The 18,064-nt window shown below is 70.3% G+C and carries 14 protein-coding genes; 6 read left to right on the top strand and 8 right to left on the bottom strand.

What is annotated here, in order from left to right; genetic code table 11:
• Nucleotides 1-20 precede the first annotated feature (20 nt).
• Nucleotides 21-785 (top strand): SDR family oxidoreductase, encoded by a 765-nt coding sequence (locus G6N26_RS17295; RefSeq protein WP_083015952.1) that lies wholly within the window; start codon nt 21-23, stop codon nt 783-785.
• 82 nt (nt 786-867) lie between these two features.
• Here the strand turns inward: G6N26_RS17295 and G6N26_RS17290 are convergent, their stop codons facing one another.
• Complete coding sequence (locus tag G6N26_RS17290; protein WP_095578022.1) at nt 868-1,611, bottom strand: cutinase family protein; 744 nt, start codon at nt 1,609-1,611, stop codon at nt 868-870.
• Between the two features lie 301 nt (nt 1,612-1,912).
• Between G6N26_RS17290 and G6N26_RS17285 the strand changes: the two genes are divergently transcribed.
• Both G6N26_RS17285 and G6N26_RS17280 read left to right on the top strand, forming a co-directional pair.
• The gene (locus tag G6N26_RS17285) at nt 1,913-2,818 is read left to right on the top strand and encodes an SDR family NAD(P)-dependent oxidoreductase (RefSeq protein WP_083017939.1); all 906 of its coding nucleotides are present in this window, start codon (nt 1,913-1,915) and stop codon (nt 2,816-2,818) included.
• Complete coding sequence (locus tag G6N26_RS17280; protein ID WP_083017937.1) at nt 2,808-4,385, top strand: AMP-binding protein; 1,578 nt, start codon at nt 2,808-2,810, stop codon at nt 4,383-4,385. The genes G6N26_RS17285 and G6N26_RS17280 overlap by 11 nt, the downstream gene beginning before the upstream one ends.
• Nucleotides 4,386-4,395: 10 nt before the next feature.
• Here G6N26_RS17280 and G6N26_RS17275 read toward each other — a convergent pair whose 3' ends face one another.
• Nucleotides 4,396-9,237, bottom strand: a complete 4,842-nt coding sequence (locus G6N26_RS17275; RefSeq protein ID WP_083017935.1) for a cation-translocating P-type ATPase — start codon at nt 9,235-9,237, stop codon at nt 4,396-4,398.
• A gap of 171 nt (nt 9,238-9,408) precedes the next feature.
• On the bottom strand, nt 9,409-10,365 hold the full coding sequence (locus G6N26_RS17270) for a sigma-70 family RNA polymerase sigma factor (RefSeq protein WP_083017933.1): 957 nt from the start codon (nt 10,363-10,365) through the stop codon (nt 9,409-9,411).
• Between the two features lie 156 nt (nt 10,366-10,521).
• On the opposite strand from G6N26_RS17270, the gene G6N26_RS17265 reads away from it, so the two are divergent.
• Both G6N26_RS17265 and G6N26_RS17260 read left to right on the top strand, forming a co-directional pair.
• Entirely contained in the window at nt 10,522-11,289 is a 768-nt protein-coding gene (locus G6N26_RS17265) for an SDR family oxidoreductase (RefSeq protein ID WP_083017931.1), read from the top strand.
• A 29-nt stretch (nt 11,290-11,318) separates the two neighbouring features.
• A complete protein-coding gene (locus G6N26_RS17260; RefSeq protein WP_083017929.1) occupies nt 11,319-12,092 on the top strand; it encodes a DUF899 domain-containing protein in 774 nt (257 codons plus the stop codon).
• A gap of 44 nt (nt 12,093-12,136) precedes the next feature.
• On the opposite strand, the gene G6N26_RS17255 is transcribed toward G6N26_RS17260, so the two are convergent.
• Nucleotides 12,137-12,358 carry a hypothetical protein gene (locus tag G6N26_RS17255; RefSeq protein WP_067175893.1) on the bottom strand — a complete coding sequence of 74 codons (222 nt, stop codon included), beginning with the start codon at nt 12,356-12,358 and terminating at the stop codon, nt 12,137-12,139.
• A 115-nt stretch (nt 12,359-12,473) separates the two neighbouring features.
• On the opposite strand from G6N26_RS17255, the gene G6N26_RS17250 reads away from it, so the two are divergent.
• Nucleotides 12,474-12,956 (top strand): SRPBCC family protein, encoded by a 483-nt coding sequence (locus G6N26_RS17250; RefSeq protein WP_083017928.1) that lies wholly within the window; start codon nt 12,474-12,476, stop codon nt 12,954-12,956.
• 8 nt (nt 12,957-12,964) lie between these two features.
• Here G6N26_RS17250 and G6N26_RS17245 read toward each other — a convergent pair whose 3' ends face one another.
• The 4 genes from G6N26_RS17245 to G6N26_RS17230 are packed head-to-tail and all read right to left on the bottom strand — an operon-like array spanning nt 12,965 to nt 18,061.
• On the bottom strand, nt 12,965-14,125 hold the full coding sequence (locus G6N26_RS17245) for an NDMA-dependent alcohol dehydrogenase (protein ID WP_083017926.1): 1,161 nt from the start codon (nt 14,123-14,125) through the stop codon (nt 12,965-12,967).
• Nucleotides 14,122-15,651, bottom strand: coding sequence for an acyl-CoA synthetase (locus tag G6N26_RS17240; RefSeq protein WP_179960227.1), 1,530 nt, complete (start codon nt 15,649-15,651; stop codon nt 14,122-14,124). Before G6N26_RS17240 ends, G6N26_RS17245 begins: the two co-directional genes overlap by 4 nt.
• On the bottom strand, nt 15,648-16,430 hold the full coding sequence (locus G6N26_RS17235) for an SDR family NAD(P)-dependent oxidoreductase (RefSeq protein WP_082991560.1): 783 nt from the start codon (nt 16,428-16,430) through the stop codon (nt 15,648-15,650). Before G6N26_RS17235 ends, G6N26_RS17240 begins: the two co-directional genes overlap by 4 nt.
• A gap of 2 nt (nt 16,431-16,432) precedes the next feature.
• Nucleotides 16,433-18,061 (bottom strand): AMP-binding protein, encoded by a 1,629-nt coding sequence (locus tag G6N26_RS17230; RefSeq protein ID WP_232067606.1) that lies wholly within the window; start codon nt 18,059-18,061, stop codon nt 16,433-16,435.
• Nucleotides 18,062-18,064 lie beyond the last annotated feature (3 nt).

Raw genomic sequence — 18,064 nt, 5'->3', positions numbered from 1 at the left:
GAACCCGAAGGAGAACCGCGATGCAGATGACGGGCAATACCGTATTGGTCACCGGCGGCGGCACCGGAATCGGCCGCGGCCTGGCCGAAGCGTTGCACCGGTTGGGCAACCGGGTCATCGTCGCCGCGCGGCGCGGCGAGCACCTCCGGGCCGTCGCCGAGGCCAACCCGGGCATGCAGACCCTGTCGCTCGATCAAGGCGACCCCGCCGACATCCGCCGATTCGCCACCGAGGTCACCGACCACTACCCGGATCTCAACGTGGTGGTCAACAACGCCGGCATTCAACGGGTCGAGGACCTCACCAGTGGCAATGTCGGCCTGGCCGAGCAGACGGTGGCCATCAACCTGCTGGGCCCCATCCGGCTGACCGCGGCGCTGCTGCCGTCGCTGCTGCGCAAGCCGCACGCCGCCATCCTCAACGTCACCTCCGGTCTGGCCTTCATGCCCAGCGCGCTGACCCCGAGCTATTGCGCCACCAAGGCGGCGTTGCACTCGTTCACCCAATCGCTGCGCTTCCAGCTGCGCGACAGCTCGGTGCGGGTCATCGAGATCATTCCGCCGCAGGTGCAGACCGGGTTGCAGGGCGAGCGCGGATTCGACCCCCGGGCGATGCCGCTCGAGGAATACATCACCGAGACCATGGCCCTGCTGCAGGCGCATCCGCAGGCCGACGAGATCGTGGTCGAGCGCGTCAAGGCCTTCCGGTTCGCCGAGCGGGATGGCACCTACGACGACATCTATCCCGGCTTCAACGAGGCGATCACCGCCGGGCCCGGCCGCTAGGGGCGCCACGCGCAGCATTATCGCGTGACGTGAAACCGCCTGCGGGACAGGCCGATAAAAGGACTACGAGCGGGTCAGCCGCTCACTCCCCGAACCCTCCGTGCGGCGATGCGACCGACATCGCGCTGGGGGCGCCCATGCCGAGGTGGCTGGAGGCGAAGGCGACGCCTTTGTCGATGATGGAGCCGTCGTCGGCGTAGGTGTTGTGGGCGGCGAAGTTCATGCCGTCGGAGCAGACGGGGTCTTCGATGGCGCAGACTTTGAGGGTTTTGTCGGCGTAGGTGGGCCCGATGACGACGGGGGGTTCGCCGAGGAAGTTCATGGCGCGCACGTTGGGCATGCCGAAGAGCACGACCGAGGAGACGTGGTTGGCGACGTCGGGGGCCAGGGGTTTGGGGACGGTGGCGGGGTCGATGCCTTCGGGGACGGCTGCGGAGGTGACAAAGCCCATGACGGCCGCGCCTTGGGAGTAGCCGCCGAGGACCATTTTGGTGGTGGGGCAGTCGTGTGCCATGGACACGACGTGGGTGCTGGCGTCGCGGATGCCGTCGATGCCGGTGTCCCATTGGTCGGTGGCGGGGTAGTTGACGGGGTAGACGTCAAAGGAGCGGTCGCCGACGCGTTGGTGCAGGGCGTCGACGAAGGCTTGTCCGGTGGGGCCGACGCCGGGTTCTTCGCCGGTGCCGCGGGCGAAGACCACTTGCACGTCGGGACACTGGGCGGTGGCGGTGGGGATGAGGGAACCGGAGATGGCCGAGGCGGCCATGCCCGATGCGGCGATAACTACTGCTGGACCAAACGAACGAACGATGTGACGCGCAAACATGCCGCCATTGTGCCCATTCGACACGCGCCTTAAACAGAGGAAACGCCGAAATTACTGTGTTCTCATAAAAGAACCGCCGCTGATGCGGGCGGAGTGAGATCGGTTGTGCGCAGCGCTCATCCGGCATGCGCACCCCGCCTCCGCGCGTTCCCGCGCCCCACCCGGATCGCCACCAGGCCGTCACGGCCGGGCCGAAGCGCGGTCCCGGACCGCAATGTGGTCTGCTACTTGTAGTTACGGGTCGGGACACGGTTGAGCAACAGCCACGTCCCGGCAAGCGGCTCGAGTGAATGCGGCAGCGATGTTGAACGCACTAGCCCATGCCCTGAACGCGGTCTTCGCCACGGCGGGAGACCATGTGGCCAATCCGGCGCGGGTGTCGGATCCCGACAGGCTGCGCGCCGCCGCCTCCGGCAAAACCGCGCTGGTGACCGGCGCCTCCTACGGCATCGGCGAGGCGACCGCGCGCAGCCTCGCCGCCGCCGGCGCGACGGTGCTGGTAGTTGCCCGGTCCGAGGAAAGGCTCGGTGACCTGGCGGCGTCGATCAACGCCGGCGGCGGCCGCGCGGTCGCGTACCCGACCGATCTCACCGACGAGTCCGCGGTGAGCGCCCTGGGCAAGCAGATCACCGAGGAGCACGGCCCGCTCGACATCGTGGTGAGCAACGCCGGCAAGTCGCTGCGCCGCTCGCTGCACGACCAGTACGACCGGCCACACGACTTCCAGCGCACCATCGACATCAACTACTTGGGGCCCGTCCGGCTGCTGCTCGGACTCTTGCCGGCCATGCGCGACCACGGCGGCGGGCACGTCGTGAACGTGTCCAGCGTCGGCGTGCGGGTGGTGCCGGGCCCGCAGTGGGGCGCCTATCAGGCGTCGAAGGGGGCGTTCGACCGCTGGCTGCGCAGCGTGGCCCCGGAGCTGCACGGCGACGGCGTCGATGTCACCACCGTCTACTTCGCGCTGGTCCGTACTCGCATGATCGCCCCCACGCCCCTGCTGGGCAGGCTCCCCGGCCTGTCGCCGGACCAAGCCGCCGACGTCATCGCCAAAGCGGTCATCGAGCGGCCCCGCACCCTCGAGCCGCCGTGGGTGCTGCCGGCCGAGTTCGCCTCGGTGCTGCTGGCGGGACCCGCCGACTACGCCGCCCGGGTATGGCATCGCCGATTCCTCACCGCATCCGACGGGGGCGACCGTGACCAATGACCGCGTCGCCACCACCGCCGCCCGCGCCCTGCTGCATTCCGGCCTGCTCACCCCGCCCTCGCTGCCGGCGGGCCTGCGGCTGCTTCGCGAGGCGCGCCGGGGCGGCACCAACCCCTACACGCTGTTGGCGGTCACGGCGGCCCGCTGGCCGGACCGCACGGCGATCGTCGACGACGACGGCGCGCTGAGCTACCGCCGGCTGCAACGAGAAACCGAGGCGCTGGCGCGGCGGTTGTCCGGCGACGGCGTCGGCCCCGGCCGGGCGGTCGGGGTCATGTGCCGCAACGGACGCGGTTTCGTCGCGGGTGTCTTCGCGGCCGCGCTGCTGGGCGCCGACGTCGTCCCGATCAGCACGGAATTCCGCAGCGATGCGCTGGCGGCCGCCCTGCAAGCCCACCGCATCTCAACGATGGTCGCCGACAACGAATTCGGCGAGCGGATCCGGGCCGCCGACGAATCGGCCGTCACGGTCGACCCGGCGACGGCCACCGCCGAAGAGGACGCCCGACGGCCGCGCGTGGCCCCGCCCGGCCGGATCGTGCTGCTGACGTCGGGCACCACCGGCAAACCCAAGGGGGTGCCGCGCGCGCCGGAGATGCGGTCCGCGGTGGGGGTCTGGGTGACGATCCTCGACCGCACCCGGCTGCGTACCGGGTCGCGGATCTCGGTGGCAATGCCCATGTTTCACGGGCTGGGGCTGGGCATGCTGATGCTGACGATCGCCCTCGGCGGCACGGTGCTCACGCATCGGCAGTTCGATGCCGAAGCCGCGCTGGCCCAGGCGTCGCTGCACCGCGCCGACGCCTTCACCGCGGTGCCGGTCGTGCTCGCGCGCATCCTCGAGCTGCCCGAGCGGGTGCGGGCGCGCAACCCGGTCCCGCGCCTGCGCGTGGTGATGTCCAGCGGGGACCGCCTCGATCCCACGCTGGGGCAGCGGTTCATGGACACCTACGGCGACATCCTCTACAACGGCTACGGCTCCACCGAGGTCGGCATCGGTTCCCTCGCAACGCCGGCCGACCTTCGCGAGGCCCCCGAAACCGTCGGACGGCCCGTCGCGGGCTGTCCCGTGCGCATCCTCAACAAGAGCGACCGGCCGGTAGGCCCGCGGGTGACCGGGCGCATCTTCGTCGGGGGCGACCTTGCGGGCAAGGGCTACACCGGCGGCCCCGCGGCCGGGGAAGCCAAGGCCGTCGTCGACGGCATGACCAGCACCGGCGACATGGGTTACCTCGACAACGCCGGGCGCCTGTTCATCGTCGGCCGCGAAGACGACATGATCATCTCCGGCGGCGAGAACGTCTATCCGCGCGCGGTCGAAAACGCGCTCGCCCAGCATCCCGCCATCGCCGACAGCGTGGTCATCGGCGTGCCCGACGAGCGGTTCGGCCAGCGGTTGGCGGCGTTCGTGGTGGCGCGCCCGGGCAGCGACGTCGACGTGCCGGAGCTCCGGGAGTACTTGAAGAGCCGAGTCTCGCGCTTCGAACAGCCCCGCGACATCAACGTCGTGGACGCCATCCCGCGCAACCCGACCGGCAAGGTGCTGCGCCGGGAACTATCCGGCTGAACACCATCGTCTACTCCTCGCCGGGCTCCAGCGCGGCGACCTGCTTGGCCAGCCAGTTGGGCGCCAGCGCCGAGACCACAGTGGCGCCCGCGGTGGAACCCAGCACGCCCGACCAGGCGATCGGCCCCAGCGGCGTGCAGCCGAAGAACTGGCTGAGCACCGGGGTCTGGACGATGCCGACCAGCACACCGGCGCTGCCCAGCGCGGTCGCTATCACCAGCGGGCTGTGCCGGCGGGTCAGCAGCGTCTGCGCCAGCTGCGTGGTGACCAGGGCGGTCAAACCCATTGTCGCCGTGCGGCGTTCGGTGCCCGGCGTCCAGCGCCCGATGGCCCAGGCCGCAGTCGCCCCGGCTGCGGTCACGGCGCCGCGGGTGACGATCTGGCGCATCAGCGGGGCGTCGAGGGAGGGCGTGGGGCCGGTCAGCACCGCGCGCCGGTGCTGCCGCCGCGCCTCTTCGGCCTCCTCGGGGGATTCGTACTCGTCCTCGTCGGGTTCGACGTATTGCGACGTGACCGCGACCGCGAGCGCGGGGAACATGTCGGTGAGCAGGTTGACCAGCAGCAGCTGACGGGTGCCCACCGGCGCGCGCCCCGCGCCGAAGGCGGTGCCGATGATCGTGAACAACACTTCGCCGACGTTGCCGCCGACCAGAATCGTGACGGCGTCCCGGACGCCCGCCCACATGCTGCGGCCCTCGACCAGGGCGTCGAGCAGCACGCCGAGATCCTCGTCGGTCAACACGATGTCCGCGGCGCCGCGGGCGGCCGACGACCCGCGCCCGCTCACCCCGATCCCCACGTCGGCCATTCGGATCGCCGCGGCGTCGTTGGCGCCGTCGCCGACCATCGCGGTGACCCGCCCGCAGCGCTGCAGCGCGGCCACGATCTGCACCTTCTGCTCCGGGCTGACACGCGCGAAGACCTGCACATCGGCGACCATCTTGGCGCACGCGTCCTCGTCGAGACCGGCGAGCTCGGCGCCGGTGATCACCCGCGCATCGGCGGGCAGGCCCAGCTGCCGGGCGATCGCCCGCGCGGTGACGGGGTGGTCGCCGGTGATCAGCACCACGTCGCGGTCGGCGTCGGTGAGCGCTTCGATCAGCGGGCGGGCCGACGCCCGGGCGGTGTCCGCCAAGCCGATGTAGCCGAGCAGTTCGAGGTCCTCGGCTGCGGCGTCCACGGCGTCCGCGTCGGTGTCGTCGTCGTCGGTCTCGTGTTTCCAGCCGCGCTGCGCCACCGCCAACACTCGCAAGCCCTGTTCGGCGAGGCCGCGGACGACGGTCTCCGCCCGCTCCTGGTCGGCCTGCGGCTCGGCGAACCGGCAGCGCGGCAGGATGACTTCAGGTGCTCCCTTGAGGATCAGTACCGGCGCGTCCGCGGCGTTCCCGTTGACGCTGCCACCGTGGCCCAGGGCGCCGATCGCCGCCGCGAAGCCGCGGCTGGACTCGAAGGGCACCTCGGCGATCATCGTCCACTCCGAATCGCCATGGCCGTTCAGCGAATTCGCGGCGGTGAGGATCGCCTCGTCGGTGGCGTGGGCGTGGCCCTGGCCGTCCTGCGGCTGGGCGGATGCCCGCGCGGCGGCCCGCAGCAGCCCCGCCGATTGCGGCTCGGTCAGTTCGGGGAGCGCGTCGTGCGGGTCGACCCCGACCGGCACGGCGCACACCACGCGCAGCCGGTTCTCGGTGAGCGTGCCGGTCTTGTCGAAGCAGATGGTGTCGACGCGGCCCAACGCTTCGATGGTGCGTGGCGCGCGGACCAGCGCGCCGCGGGCCGTCAACCGCTGGGCGGCCGAGAGCTGGGAGAGGGTGGCCACCAGGGGCAGCCCCTCGGGGACGGCGGCCACCGCGATCGCGACGCCGTCGGCCACCGCCTGGCGCAGCGGGGCGCGCCGCAGCAGCGCCAACGCCGACACGGTCGCGCCGCCGGCCAGGGTCAGGGGGAGCACCTTGCTGGTGAGTTCGCGCAGCCGGGCTTGGATTCCGGCGGCGGTCTCGACGTCGGCGACCGCCGAGATCGCGCGGTGCGCGGCGGTCCCGACCCCGGTCGCCACGACGATCGCCCGGGCATGGCCGGCAACGATGGTGCTGCCCTCGAAGAGCATGCTCGCCCGGTCGGGGTCGTTGACGGCGACGGGGTCCACCTGCTTGTCCACCGGCAGTGACTCGCCGGTGAGCAGGGACTCGTCGACCTCGAGGTCCTCGGCCACCAGCAGGCGGGCGTCGGCCGGTACCACCTCGGGCGCGGCCAGATCGATGACGTCGCCGGGCCGCAGCGACTTCGCCGACACCGTCGCCGTGCGGGTGGCGTGCTGGGCGGCGTCGAGCCGGCGGCGCGTCGTCGCGACCGCGGGAACGACCACCCGGCGCACCATCTGGTCCTGCTCGGCGAACAGCTCGGCGGCCGCGGACTCGGCCCGGAGTCGTTGCGCCCCACCGGTTATCGCGTTGACCGTCATGACGCCCGCGACCAGGAGAGCATCGATGTTGCTGCCGACGATCGCCGACGCCGCCGCCCCGACGGCCAGGATCGGGGTCAGCGGGTCGGCGAGCTCGGTCCGGGTCGCCGACGCCAGCCGGACCACGCTGTGCAGCGGCTTGCGCAGCGGCGCCAGGCCCGGGCTGTAGGACAGGTCGTCGAGGCGGCGTCGCCACGACGGTTCGGTCTCGACGGCCAACGGCCGCGCGCCGCCGGCCAGCCGCGAATAGACGATCTCGGGATCCAGCGCGTGCCAGGCGGTCAGCGGTTGGGGAGTCGGGTCGGGCAGCCGGACCACCCGGGTCGCCGAGAACGTCCCCGCCACCAGGGCCGTGGCCGCGGCGGCGTTGACCGGGTTGAGCCAGCGCCGAAAGCTCACCGGGCTGGTGGTCTTTTCCTGCTCACCGGTGACCAGCAGCAGCCCGGCCAGCGTGGTGCCGCCCTGGGCCAGGTGCACCGCCGATTCGCTGGCCGATCGGGCCACCGGGATCGCCGAGAGGATCCGCACCGCGTCGGCCAGGTCGGTACCGGTGATGATGTCCGCGGTCCACGCCGTGGCGGCGCGCGGATCATCAAGCGCCACACCGACATCGGCGATCGCGAGCGCGGCCAGGGTGTCGGTCGACGCGAAGTCGCGGTGCAGCGCGGTGATCAGCAGCACCGGTCCGCGATCGGCCCGCAGCTCGCGGACGACGTTCAACAGCGGGGTGCCGGGCGGGTGCGTCGCGCCGACGCTGGCGGTGAGGTCCTCGGTGCCGGCGACGTGGCGAAGGACCACCCGCGCGCCCGTGCGGTGCGCGGTCTGGAACAGCGGAATGGCGTAGGGGTCGACCTCCCAGCCCACGTCGACGCTGCCGACGCATTCGCCGTCGACCATCAGGTCGGCGCTCTCCAGGCCCTGCGCGGGCGCGGCCGAAGGCCCTTGGTTGCGAACCCATTTCAGTCGCGCGCCGGTTGCCGGCAACTCGTCCGGATCGGGCTCGGGCGCCTGCTCGCCGTGCAGCAGCGCGTCGGCGACCTCATAGACCCGGTCCTCGTCCCAGCCGGGCGCGTCGCCGCGGACCCGCAGGACGGCGCGGTGGTCACCGCGCAGCGCGGCGCCGTCGATGACGACCACCTTCACCCGATCCAGGCGGCGCAGCGCCCCCGGGTCGAGCACCAGCTGACCGGAATTGGCGAGCCCGCGGCCCAACACCGCCGCGAACGCCTGGCGGCCCATGTGCGCGGCCCGCGGCACCCCGGCCTCGATGGCCGCGGCCGCGTCCTCGGTGCCGCCGCCGGCCACCAGCGCGCTGACCGCGGCGATCAACGAGCCGTTCGCCGCGGAATCGACGTAGCTCTCCACCGGCCCGGCCATCGAGCCCTTCGCCTTGTCCATCGCCGCGTCGATGGTTCCCCCGACCACGACGTGCGACGCCTCGCCGGCCGCCGCGGCCGCCCAGCTGTGCCGGGGCACCTCCGACTTGGCCGACGAGATGACCGGGACGACCGGCGCCTGCGGCCGTTGGGGCGAGGCCAAGTGGGGTTCCCGGTCCCGCCACACCCGGCGGTGCGCCGCGGCCTCGGAGACCTGCAGGGTGCGCTGGGTCAGGTCGAGCATCGGCGTGCCGAACGACTGCGTGAGGCCGTGGGCGGCGGCCGTCGTCGCGGCCAGCGCGATGTCGGTTCCTACCCGGCCCAGCCGCGCCTCGAGGATCGCGACCATGCGCGGTTGATGGTTGATGAGCGCGGCCGCGGCCCGGGTGGTCTGCGGCGCCGAGGGCAGCCGGGTCACCCATCCGGTCACCGCGGCGCTCATCGCGACCAGATCCAGTGCCGCCGCGGTGAGGGGCACCAGAAGCGCCAGGGGGTTGCCCGGGTCGGCGAAGGGCGCCGACGGGGTCGCCACCTCCGACTTCGACCAGGTGATGTCGGCGGCGATGGACGCGACCGTCGCCCGGACCTCGTCCAAGACGGCGTCGTGGTCCGCGCCGTCGGAGAGTTCGACCACCAACCGGCCCAACGAGCCCTCGACGTGGGCCTTGGCCACCCCCGGGATTCTGCGCACCGGCTCCTCGACGGCGGGCGCGTATTCGCCCCAGCGGGGGAACGGCAGCAACGGATCCAGGTCCAGGTGCACGCGTTGCCCGCTGTGCCAGCGCACCGGCGGCGTGATCGGGGCGGCGGTGCCGTCGGTGGAAGTGTCCATCCCGATTGCCCGGCCCGTGGTTTGGGCCACCGATTGGATCACGGGACCCGCGAGCTCGGCCACCGGGCTGGCCAACGTCTGCAGCGCGCCGGCGGCGCCCGCCGCAGTCGATACGCCGGCCCGCACCATCTGCGCGGCTCCGCCGGCCACACCAGCGACGACGCTGGAAACGCCGGGAATCTTCACTCGTCACCCTTCAAATACGTCTCCCGCGCCTAATGATCCTGGCGTGTGAAGGACCTGTCCACACGTGGGGCGGGAAGGTAAACCCTGCGACGACATCCGCGGCGATGTAGGTCGATGCAGGTCGGGCTTCCCTAGATGGCAAGGGCTGCGATCACGTCCCTGGCACAAACATTACCGGCTCGGCGATAAACCAAACGCAGTGAACAGGCCCGGGTCGAGAAAGACGGTGATGCCGGCGATCCCGGCGGCACCCGGGGTTATCACGTGGATGGAATGGGCCCGCAGCACGCGGTCGGCGGCGCGGCGGTACTCGGCGACGGCGGGCTGCGCGTTCGCGGCGGTCGGGATCATCGCGATATCGCCGGGTTGAGCCAGGGCGCGCTGGGCAAGGAACCGCAGCACCGTGTCCCGGCCGGCGAACCACACTGGCAGCGGCGGCATTTCGAGTTTGACGTCGGCCTGCAGCAGCGCGGTCAGCGCCGCCATGTCCGCGTTTTCGAATGCCGCGCAGTACCGGTCGAGCAATTCACGCCGCCGGGCGTCGTCGGGCTCGGACATGTGTTCCTCGGCGGGGGACAGCTCGGCGAGGCGGGCCCGGGCGCGCTGCAGCGAACTGTTGACCGCGGCGGGCGTGGTTTCCAGGAGCTCGGCAACCTCGGCGGCGCTGAATTGGACGACGTCGCGCAGAATCAACACCGCGCGCTGGCGCGCCGGGAGCTCCTGAAGGGCGGTCATCACCGCCAGCCGCACGCTCTGCTTCGCGGTGACGTCCTCTTCGGGCCCCTTGAACATCATGGTGTCCGGAATGGGTTCGAGCCACGCGTGCGCGCCCGCCGCCGCATCGAGGTCGACGTCCGGGTCCCTCGAGCCGTCAGCCAGCCCCGCCGGCAGCACGCGGCGGGCGCGGTTCTCCAGCGCGCGCAGACAGGCCGTCGTCGCGATCCGGTACAGCCAGGTCTTCAACGCCGCGCGTTCCTCGAACGCCTGATAGCCGCGCCAGCCCCGGAGATACGTCTCCTGGACAAGGTCTTCGGCGTCGTGCACCGATCCCAGCATGCGGTAGCAATGCGCGATCAGCTCGGCACGAAATGGCGCCGCCCGCTCGACGAACTCCTCCTGCGCCGGCACGACCCTCTCCTCTCGGTGCGCGACGAACCTACTCCTGTAGAGACATCCCGCGGCCGAAATTCATCGGCCCCAAAGCGATGAATCCGGCCGCCGGGCCGTATCTCAACTAGTGAAGCCGCGACACGGCCGCAGTCCACGTGAGGAAGCGAGCACGACATGAACCAGACCCGAAATCCCCGCACCGACGGATTCGTCGGCAGCACCGCGATCGTGACCGGGGCCGGCCGCGGATTCGGCCGCGCGATCGCGGCCGCGTTGACGACGGCCGGCGCCCAGGTCGTCGGCATCGCGCGCACCCGATCACAACTCGAGGAGGCGCACGCGCAGCTGGGTGACAACTTCGTCCCGGTGGTGGCCGACGCCGCCGATCCCTTGACGGCCGGCCGGCTCATCGACCGGTACCGGCCACGCACCCTGGTGCTGTGCGCCGGGGCCGCACCGCGGATGGCGCCGCTGCAGGAACAGAGCTGGGAGACGTTCAGCGACAACTGGAATTCCGACGTGGCGCAGGCGTTTCACTGGGTTCGTGACGCGCTGCGGCGCCCGCTGGCGCCGGGCAGCTCGGTGATCGCGATGTCGAGCGGCGCCGCCCTGGCCGGATCGCCGCTGTCCGGTGGTTATGCGGGTGCGAAGGCGACCGTCAGGTTCATCACCGGCTATGCCGCCGGCGAATCGCAACGCGCGGGACTGGGGATCGGCTTCACCGCCGTGCTGCCGCGGCTGACCCCGGCCACCGACCTGGGCGCGGCCGCCGTCGCCGCCTACGCCGAGCGTCAAGGCGTCGACGTCGACACCTTCCTCCAGGCCGCCGGACCCGCGCTCACCGCCGAACAGGTGGGCAAGTCGGTGCTCGAGATCGCGACCGCGGGCGCGGACCACGACGCCTACCTACTCACCTCCGCCGGCCTCGCGCCGCTGACCTGAAACACCCGACACTGCAAGGACGGACACCGATGAACACACCCCCGATCGTGACGGCCCAGGAGTGGGCGACCGCGCATCGACAACTGCTGGAAGAGGAAAAGGAACTCACCCGCGCTCGGGACGCGCTCGCGGCCCGGCGGCGCCGGATGCCCTGGATGGCCGCGAACTCCGACTACCGCTTCGAGGGGCCCGAGGGCACGGTCAACCTGCTGGACCTGTTCCAGGGCCGGCGCCAACTCGTGGTCTACCGCGCCTTCTACGGGCCCGACATCGACGGCTGGCCCGAGCACGGCTGCCGGGGCTGCTCGATGATGGCCGACCACGTCGGCAACCTGGCGCACCTCAACGCCCGCGACACGACGCTGGTGTTCGCGTCGCGGGCACCGCAGCCCGACATCGAGCGCCTGAAGGCCCGGATGGACTGGAAGATGCCTTGGTACACGATCACCGACACGTTCGACGCCGACTTCGGCGTCGACGAATGGCACGGCACCAACGCCTTCATCCACGACGGCGATCGGGTGTTTCGCACCTACTTCATCAACAACCGCGGTGACGAGGCGTTGGGGACCACCTGGAGCTTCCTGGACATGACCGCGCTCGGACGCCAGGAAAGTTGGGAGGATTCGCCCGAGGGCTACCCGCAGACCGCACCCTACGAGTGGTGGGACTGGCACGACGAATACGGCGAGCACGCGCCGTCACGCTGGTTCGGCGAGCCGGATCCCAACGACCCCAACGACATCCGCCCGCCGCGAAGGAGCCAGGACGGAATCGGCCCGAAAAGCACGAATGCGCGGTAGCCGTCGACCGGCTACTCGCGCACTATGCCACCGAAGATTTTTGGCTAGAGAATTCGGTGGTTCGCCCTGCCGACCTGGTAACCGGCCGGGAAGGACTTCTCGATGACCTGCAGCTGGTGATCCACTCGGGATTCGAGCTCGAGGACCACGCAGTCGCTGAGCGCCTTCGATTCGAGAACTATGTACCGCTGACCACAATCGGTGATCGGGTCGCCCGAGTGCAATTTCTCGACCGGCACCGACTCCGGAGTTCCATCTGCCTCCATCCATGACACGTTAGGTCAATTCCGCAAGCGAGGGAATAGACCGCTACCTGGCGGCCGAACTCCTTGATTCGCGCCGAGCGTAACGCCACGGCGAAAAAACCGGCAGAATGTCGCCGTGGCGTTACATTCGCGGGCTCGGTCGTTGCTTTTCGTGAACGCCAACCGGAGGCTGTCGGAGCGCGTGCCCGCCCCGCCCGATGCGGTGCGCAATTTCTATGTGGACCTAAACAACATCAGGCTCGTGCACCCGCTGATCGTGTCCGTGGAAACGTTGTCCCGCAGCGAAACCGCGGAGGGCTACCAGCAGAGCTATCGGGTGGTAGATCGAATCCCGTTGGGGCCGTTCACCGTCCGCACCGCCTACCAGGCCCGGCTGCGGGTGCCCGTTGCCGGCGACGTGCTGACCGAGGCTGATCAGTCACCCGGGGTGCGGTTACGCGGCACGGTCAGCTTCGAGCCCGACGGCGGTGACACCCGCGTCACCGAGCGCATCCGGATCGCCGCGCCGCGACTCCTTGCCGGGGTGACCATCCGCGAGGCGGTCAAGGCGCACGCCGAGATGCTGGCCGGCATCCGGAGGCACTTCGAATCCGGGTGAGCCGCCGGTTAGACGCCCGCGAAATCGATGACGCCGCGAATGTTGCGGCCCTCGCGCAGGTCCGCCATCGCCTCGTTGATCTGGTCGAGCCGGTAGTGGCGCGTGACCAACTCGTCGAGTTTCACCGCGCCCGCCTGGTACAGCGACAACAGCATCGGCACGCTGGTGCGCGGGTTCATACCGCCGTAGAGCGCCCCCCTGAGCTGCTTGGCCGACAGCGTCATCTCCTGCAGGACCAACGGAACCGGGGGCTCGGTGAACGGGGTGATGCCGGTGAGCACGCAGATGCCGCCTTTGCGAAGCAGCGTCATCGCCTGCGGAAGCAGGTCCACGTGGACCACCCCGGGACAGACGACGACGCGGTCGGCCATCAGGCCGGCGGTGATCTCCCTGACCAGGGGTATCGCGTCCGCGGCGGAGGCGACGGTGTGCGTGGCACCGAAGATCTTGGCCGAATCACGTTTGGACTCAACGGGATCGACCGCAACGACGAATTTGGCGCCGACGGCACGCGCGCCTTGCAGGGCATTCATCCCGACGCCGCCGGCGCCGATGACCACGACGGTGTCGCCGGGCTCGGTGCCCGCCGAGATCGTCGCGGAACCCCAGCCGGTGCTGACCCCGCACGACACCAGCGAGGCGGCATGGAACGGGATCGCGTCGTCGATCTTGATCACGGACCTTTCCGACAGCACCGCGTATTCGGCGAACGTGCCGAGTTGCCCGTAAGCCAACAGGTTTTCGTCACCGAGGTGGCGGCGGCAGGTGCCGTCGGTGGGCATCTCCCGCACGAACAGGCTCGCACCGATGTCGCAGATGTAGCTCTGACCGTTCACACAGAACCGGCAGCTGCCGCACGCGGGGATGAAGGACAGCGCCACGCGGTCTCCCGGTTGCACCGTGGTCACGCCGGGCCCGACTTCTTCGACGACACCGGCGCCCTCGTGACCGCCTAGCAGGGGGAACCAGTCCGGCGCCGGCTGGCCGCTCGCGGCCAGCGCCTCGGGGGTCGGCACCACATCGCCGGTGAACAGATGGTCGTCGGAGTGACAGATCCCGGCGACGGCCATCCGGACCAGGACTTCCCCGCCGCGGGGCGGATCCAGCTCGATTTCGCTGATCTCCCAGTCCTGGCCCACCCCGCGGATGACAGCGGCGCGACACTTCATTGCGACCTCCTTGATGTCTCGTGGCATTCCTGGCGCCGCGGCGGGACCGGCGCCAGGCTGGCACGCAGTTCCCGCTTGAGCACCTTGCCGTAGCTGTTTTTCGGTAGCTCGCCGACGAATTCGTAGCGTTTGGGACGTTTGAAGCGGGCGATGCGCCGCAATAGGTGCGCGTCCAGCGCCGCCGGGTCGACGGAATCGCCTGTGCCGACGACGAATGCGACCACCACCTCGCCCCACTCGGGGTCCGGAGTGCCGACCACGCACGCCTCCGCGACCGCGGGGTGCTCGAGCAGGACCTCCTCCACCTCGCGCGGGTAGATGTTGCTGCCGCCGCTGATGACGACGTCCTTCGACCGATCGCGCAGCGTGAGGAATCCGCGCGCGTCGAACGAGCCCATGTCCCCGGTGTAGAGCCAGCCCTCGTTGAGGGTGGCGCGGGTCGCGTCGGGGTTTCGCCAGTAGCCGGACATCACCGCGTCGCCGCGGCAGACGATTTCGCCGATCTCGCCGACGGGTGCGGGGCCGCCGTCGGCGCGCAGCACCGCGACGTCCATCCCGGACCGCGCATAGCCGACCGATCCCAGGGTTGCGTCGTCGCCGGATTCGTGGTCGGCGCGGCGCAATCCGGTGATGGTCATCGGTGATTCGCCCTGCCCGTAGATCTGGGCGAAGATCGGGCCGAACGCCGCGATCGCCTTGCGCAGGCTTTCGACATACATCGGACCGCCGCCGTAGACGATCGTTCTCAGGTTGGCCGGGCAGGCGCGGCCCGTATCCACCAGCCGCTGCACCATCGTCGGAGCGAGAAACGCGCTGCCGCCGGGGTGATGCTCGCACAGATCGAGGAATTCGTCGGGATCGAACGCGCCCGACTCGGGCACCACCTGCCGGGCGGCGCGCAGCACGTACGGCAGGACGTAGAGGCCCGAGCCGTGCGACATGGGTGCCGCGTGCAGGAGGCTGCAGCCCTCGTCGGGGGCGTCGATGTCGGCGAGGTGCGCGACGGTCATCGCCGTGAGATTGCGGTGCGACAGCATCGCGCCCTTGGATCGGCCGGTGGTTCCGCTGGTGTAGAACAGCCACGCGAGCGCCGACGGGTCCGTGCGCGGCGGCAACGACGGGACGACGGCGAGCCGCCGCGAGTAGTCCTCGGACTCAAAGGTTTCCATCTGTGTCGCGACGATCGGCGCCAGTTCGCCGCCGATGGCCGAGGACGCGAACACCCGCGCCGCGCCCGCGTCGTCGAGGATCTCGGCCATTTCGCGGGGATGCAGCTTGTAGTTGATGGGGACGACGACGCACTCGGCGGCCCAGATCGCGAACATCAACTCGACGATCTCGGGGCGGTTGTGGGTCGCGATCGCGATGCGGGCGCCGGCCCCGTGCTGTTGGCGGATCGATGCGGCCAGCCGTAACACCCTGTCGCGCAGTTCGATCCAGGTGCACAGGCGGCGGGTGCCGTGATACAGCGCGCCGCGGTCTGGGTGCCGGCTCGCCGCCTGGTCGAGCATCGCGAACAGATTCATCGCTCGATCCACTGGGAGGACAGGGCGAACTCCGACAGGTACTTCGTCGAGCTCCATCCGCCGTCGACGACGATCGTCTGGCCGTTGATGAAGCTGCCGCCCGGCGAGCACAAGAAGGCGACCGTGCTGGCGATGTCGTCGATGCGGCCCAACCGCTGGTGCGGTGTCATCTCGGTGTTGATCTTGCGGAATCGCTCGTCTTCCAACCGCTTCTCGACCATCGGCGTGACCGTGACGCCGGGCGCGACGGCGTTGCAGCGGATGCCCGATGCGCCGTATTGGCAGGCGATGTGGGTGGTCAGGGCGGTGAGCCCGCCCTTGGCCGCGGAATAGGCTCCGCCCCGCAGGCCGCCGACGACCGCGAACGTCGATGTCACATTGATGATCGCCGAGCCGGGTCGCATGTGGGGCAGCACGTCACGCGCGAGCCGAAACGGTGCCCGCAGCATCAAACCCAGGAAGTAGTCCAGGGTGTGGTCGTCGGTCTCGTGCAGTGGCTTGGGGCTGCCCACGCCGGCGTTGTTGATCAGGTAATCGATGCGGCCCCACCGCTGCACGGCACGCTCCACGATGCGTCGCGGCGCGTCGTCGTCGGTCAGGTCGACGGCAAGCGTGGCAACGCGTTCCGGATCGCCGATCGCCTTGTGCAGCTCGGCGAGCCGGTCCTGGTCGCGGCCCGTCCCGAGGACCGCCATGCCCATCTCGGCGAGTTTGGTGGCGCAGCCCAGCCCGATGCCGCTGCTCGCGCCGGTGACGATTGCGACCTGCATCTCACCCATCCTTAGTCTCCGCCCTGTGTGAGAGCCGCCCGGATCCGATGCTTGAGGACTTTGCCCGCGTCGTTCTTCGGGAGGGCATCCCAGATCACGACCTGTTCGGGCGCCTTGAATTTGGCGACGCCCTTGCTCACCAGCGTCGTGAGCAGGCTCGCGACGTCCGGGCTCTCGTCGCCCGCCGGGACGATCACCGCGCAGGCCCGTTCCCCGGTGCGTTCGTCGGGCAGCCCGACCACCGCGATCTCAGCGATCCCGGGATGGTCGGCGAGCAGGTCCTCGACCTCCTTGGCCGAGATGTTCTCGCCGCTGCGGATGATGACGTCCTTGGCCCGCCCGGTCACGACGAGATACCGGTCTTCAATACCGGCCGAGAGGCCGGCCGAGACCCACCGGCCGAGATCCCCGGTGCGGAAAAACCCTGCGGCATCGAAAGAGTCGTCTTCGGGATGGCGGTAGCCCACCAGCATCTGGGGTCCGCGCACGCAGATTTCCCCCTCACCGGCGGGCGCGGCTTCGTGGGCGACGAGCTTGATCTCGGCGATGCCGGCCCTGCCGTCGGTGTCGGCGGCGGGTTCGGCTTCGTCGGGCCGGGGTGCGCCGACGGTCGCGACGGGCACCTCGGTGCAGCCGTACACCCGGGTGAAGACGGCGCGATCGAAATACTGTGCGGCGCGCCGGATCAGCATCGGCGAGACCGACGCGCCGCCGCAGATGAACACCTTCAGGTCGGGCAGGCGGGTGCCGGCGCGCTCGGCGGCCGAGAGCAGCTGCTGCAGGAACGGCGTGGCCCCTGCCATGTGGGTGCACCGTTCGGTGTTCATCAGCGCGATCGCCTGCGCCGGGTCCCACCGGTCCATCAGCACCGCGGTCGTCCCCAGCAGCAGCGGGCATTCGAAGGCATAGATCGAGCCCCCGATATGGGCGACCGGCGAGGGGACCAGGAACGTGTCGCCGGGATCGATGTTCCAGTGCTCGCGGAGCTGACAGATGAGGGCGTACAGCGAGTTATGGGTGTGCAGCACGCCTTTCGGTCGGCTCGTCGTTCCGGACGTGTACAGGATCATCCGCACGGCGTCGGGATCGAGCGTCGGGAGCGCGGCGGCGTTCGGCGCCTGGCCCAGCAGGTCCCGATAGGAGGTGTGCGGACCGCCGTGCCCGGCTTCGGCGCCGCGCAGCACCACCACCTCAGGTGCCGAATCCATCGCGGCCGTCACCCGTTCGAGCATCGCTTCGTAGTCGTGGCCGCCGTGCCGCTGCGGAACGAAAATCATCGCGGTGCCGGCATCTTCGAGGATGAAACGCAGGTCGTGGTCGCGCAGCGACGGCAGGATCGGGTTCACCACCATGCCGGCCAGCGTCGCGGCCAGGTAGATGACGGCGCTCTCGTGCCAGTTCGGCAGCATGAACGACACCACGCTGCCGGCGGGCATGCGCGCCAGCAGTGCCGCCGCCAGCGCGCCGGCCTGCGCGTGCAGCGTCGCGCAGTCTAGCCGAACGTCGTTGTCCACCAGAACTATTCGATCAGACGATGTCTCCGCGGCGGCGCGCAGCGCATCGGCCAGCGTGGTGTGCACCCACAGACCGCGCCGGTAGGCCTCTGACGCGTGCGCCGCGTCGTGTCGGGCCCGGGTGATCAA

Origin of the sequence: Mycobacterium marseillense (genome assembly GCF_010731675.1) — a bacterium.
In the GTDB taxonomy this organism is placed as follows: Bacteria; Actinomycetota; Actinomycetes; order Mycobacteriales; family Mycobacteriaceae; genus Mycobacterium; species Mycobacterium marseillense.
Note: the sequence above shows the minus strand (reverse complement) of the source record. Positions and strands in the feature narration are given on the sequence as shown.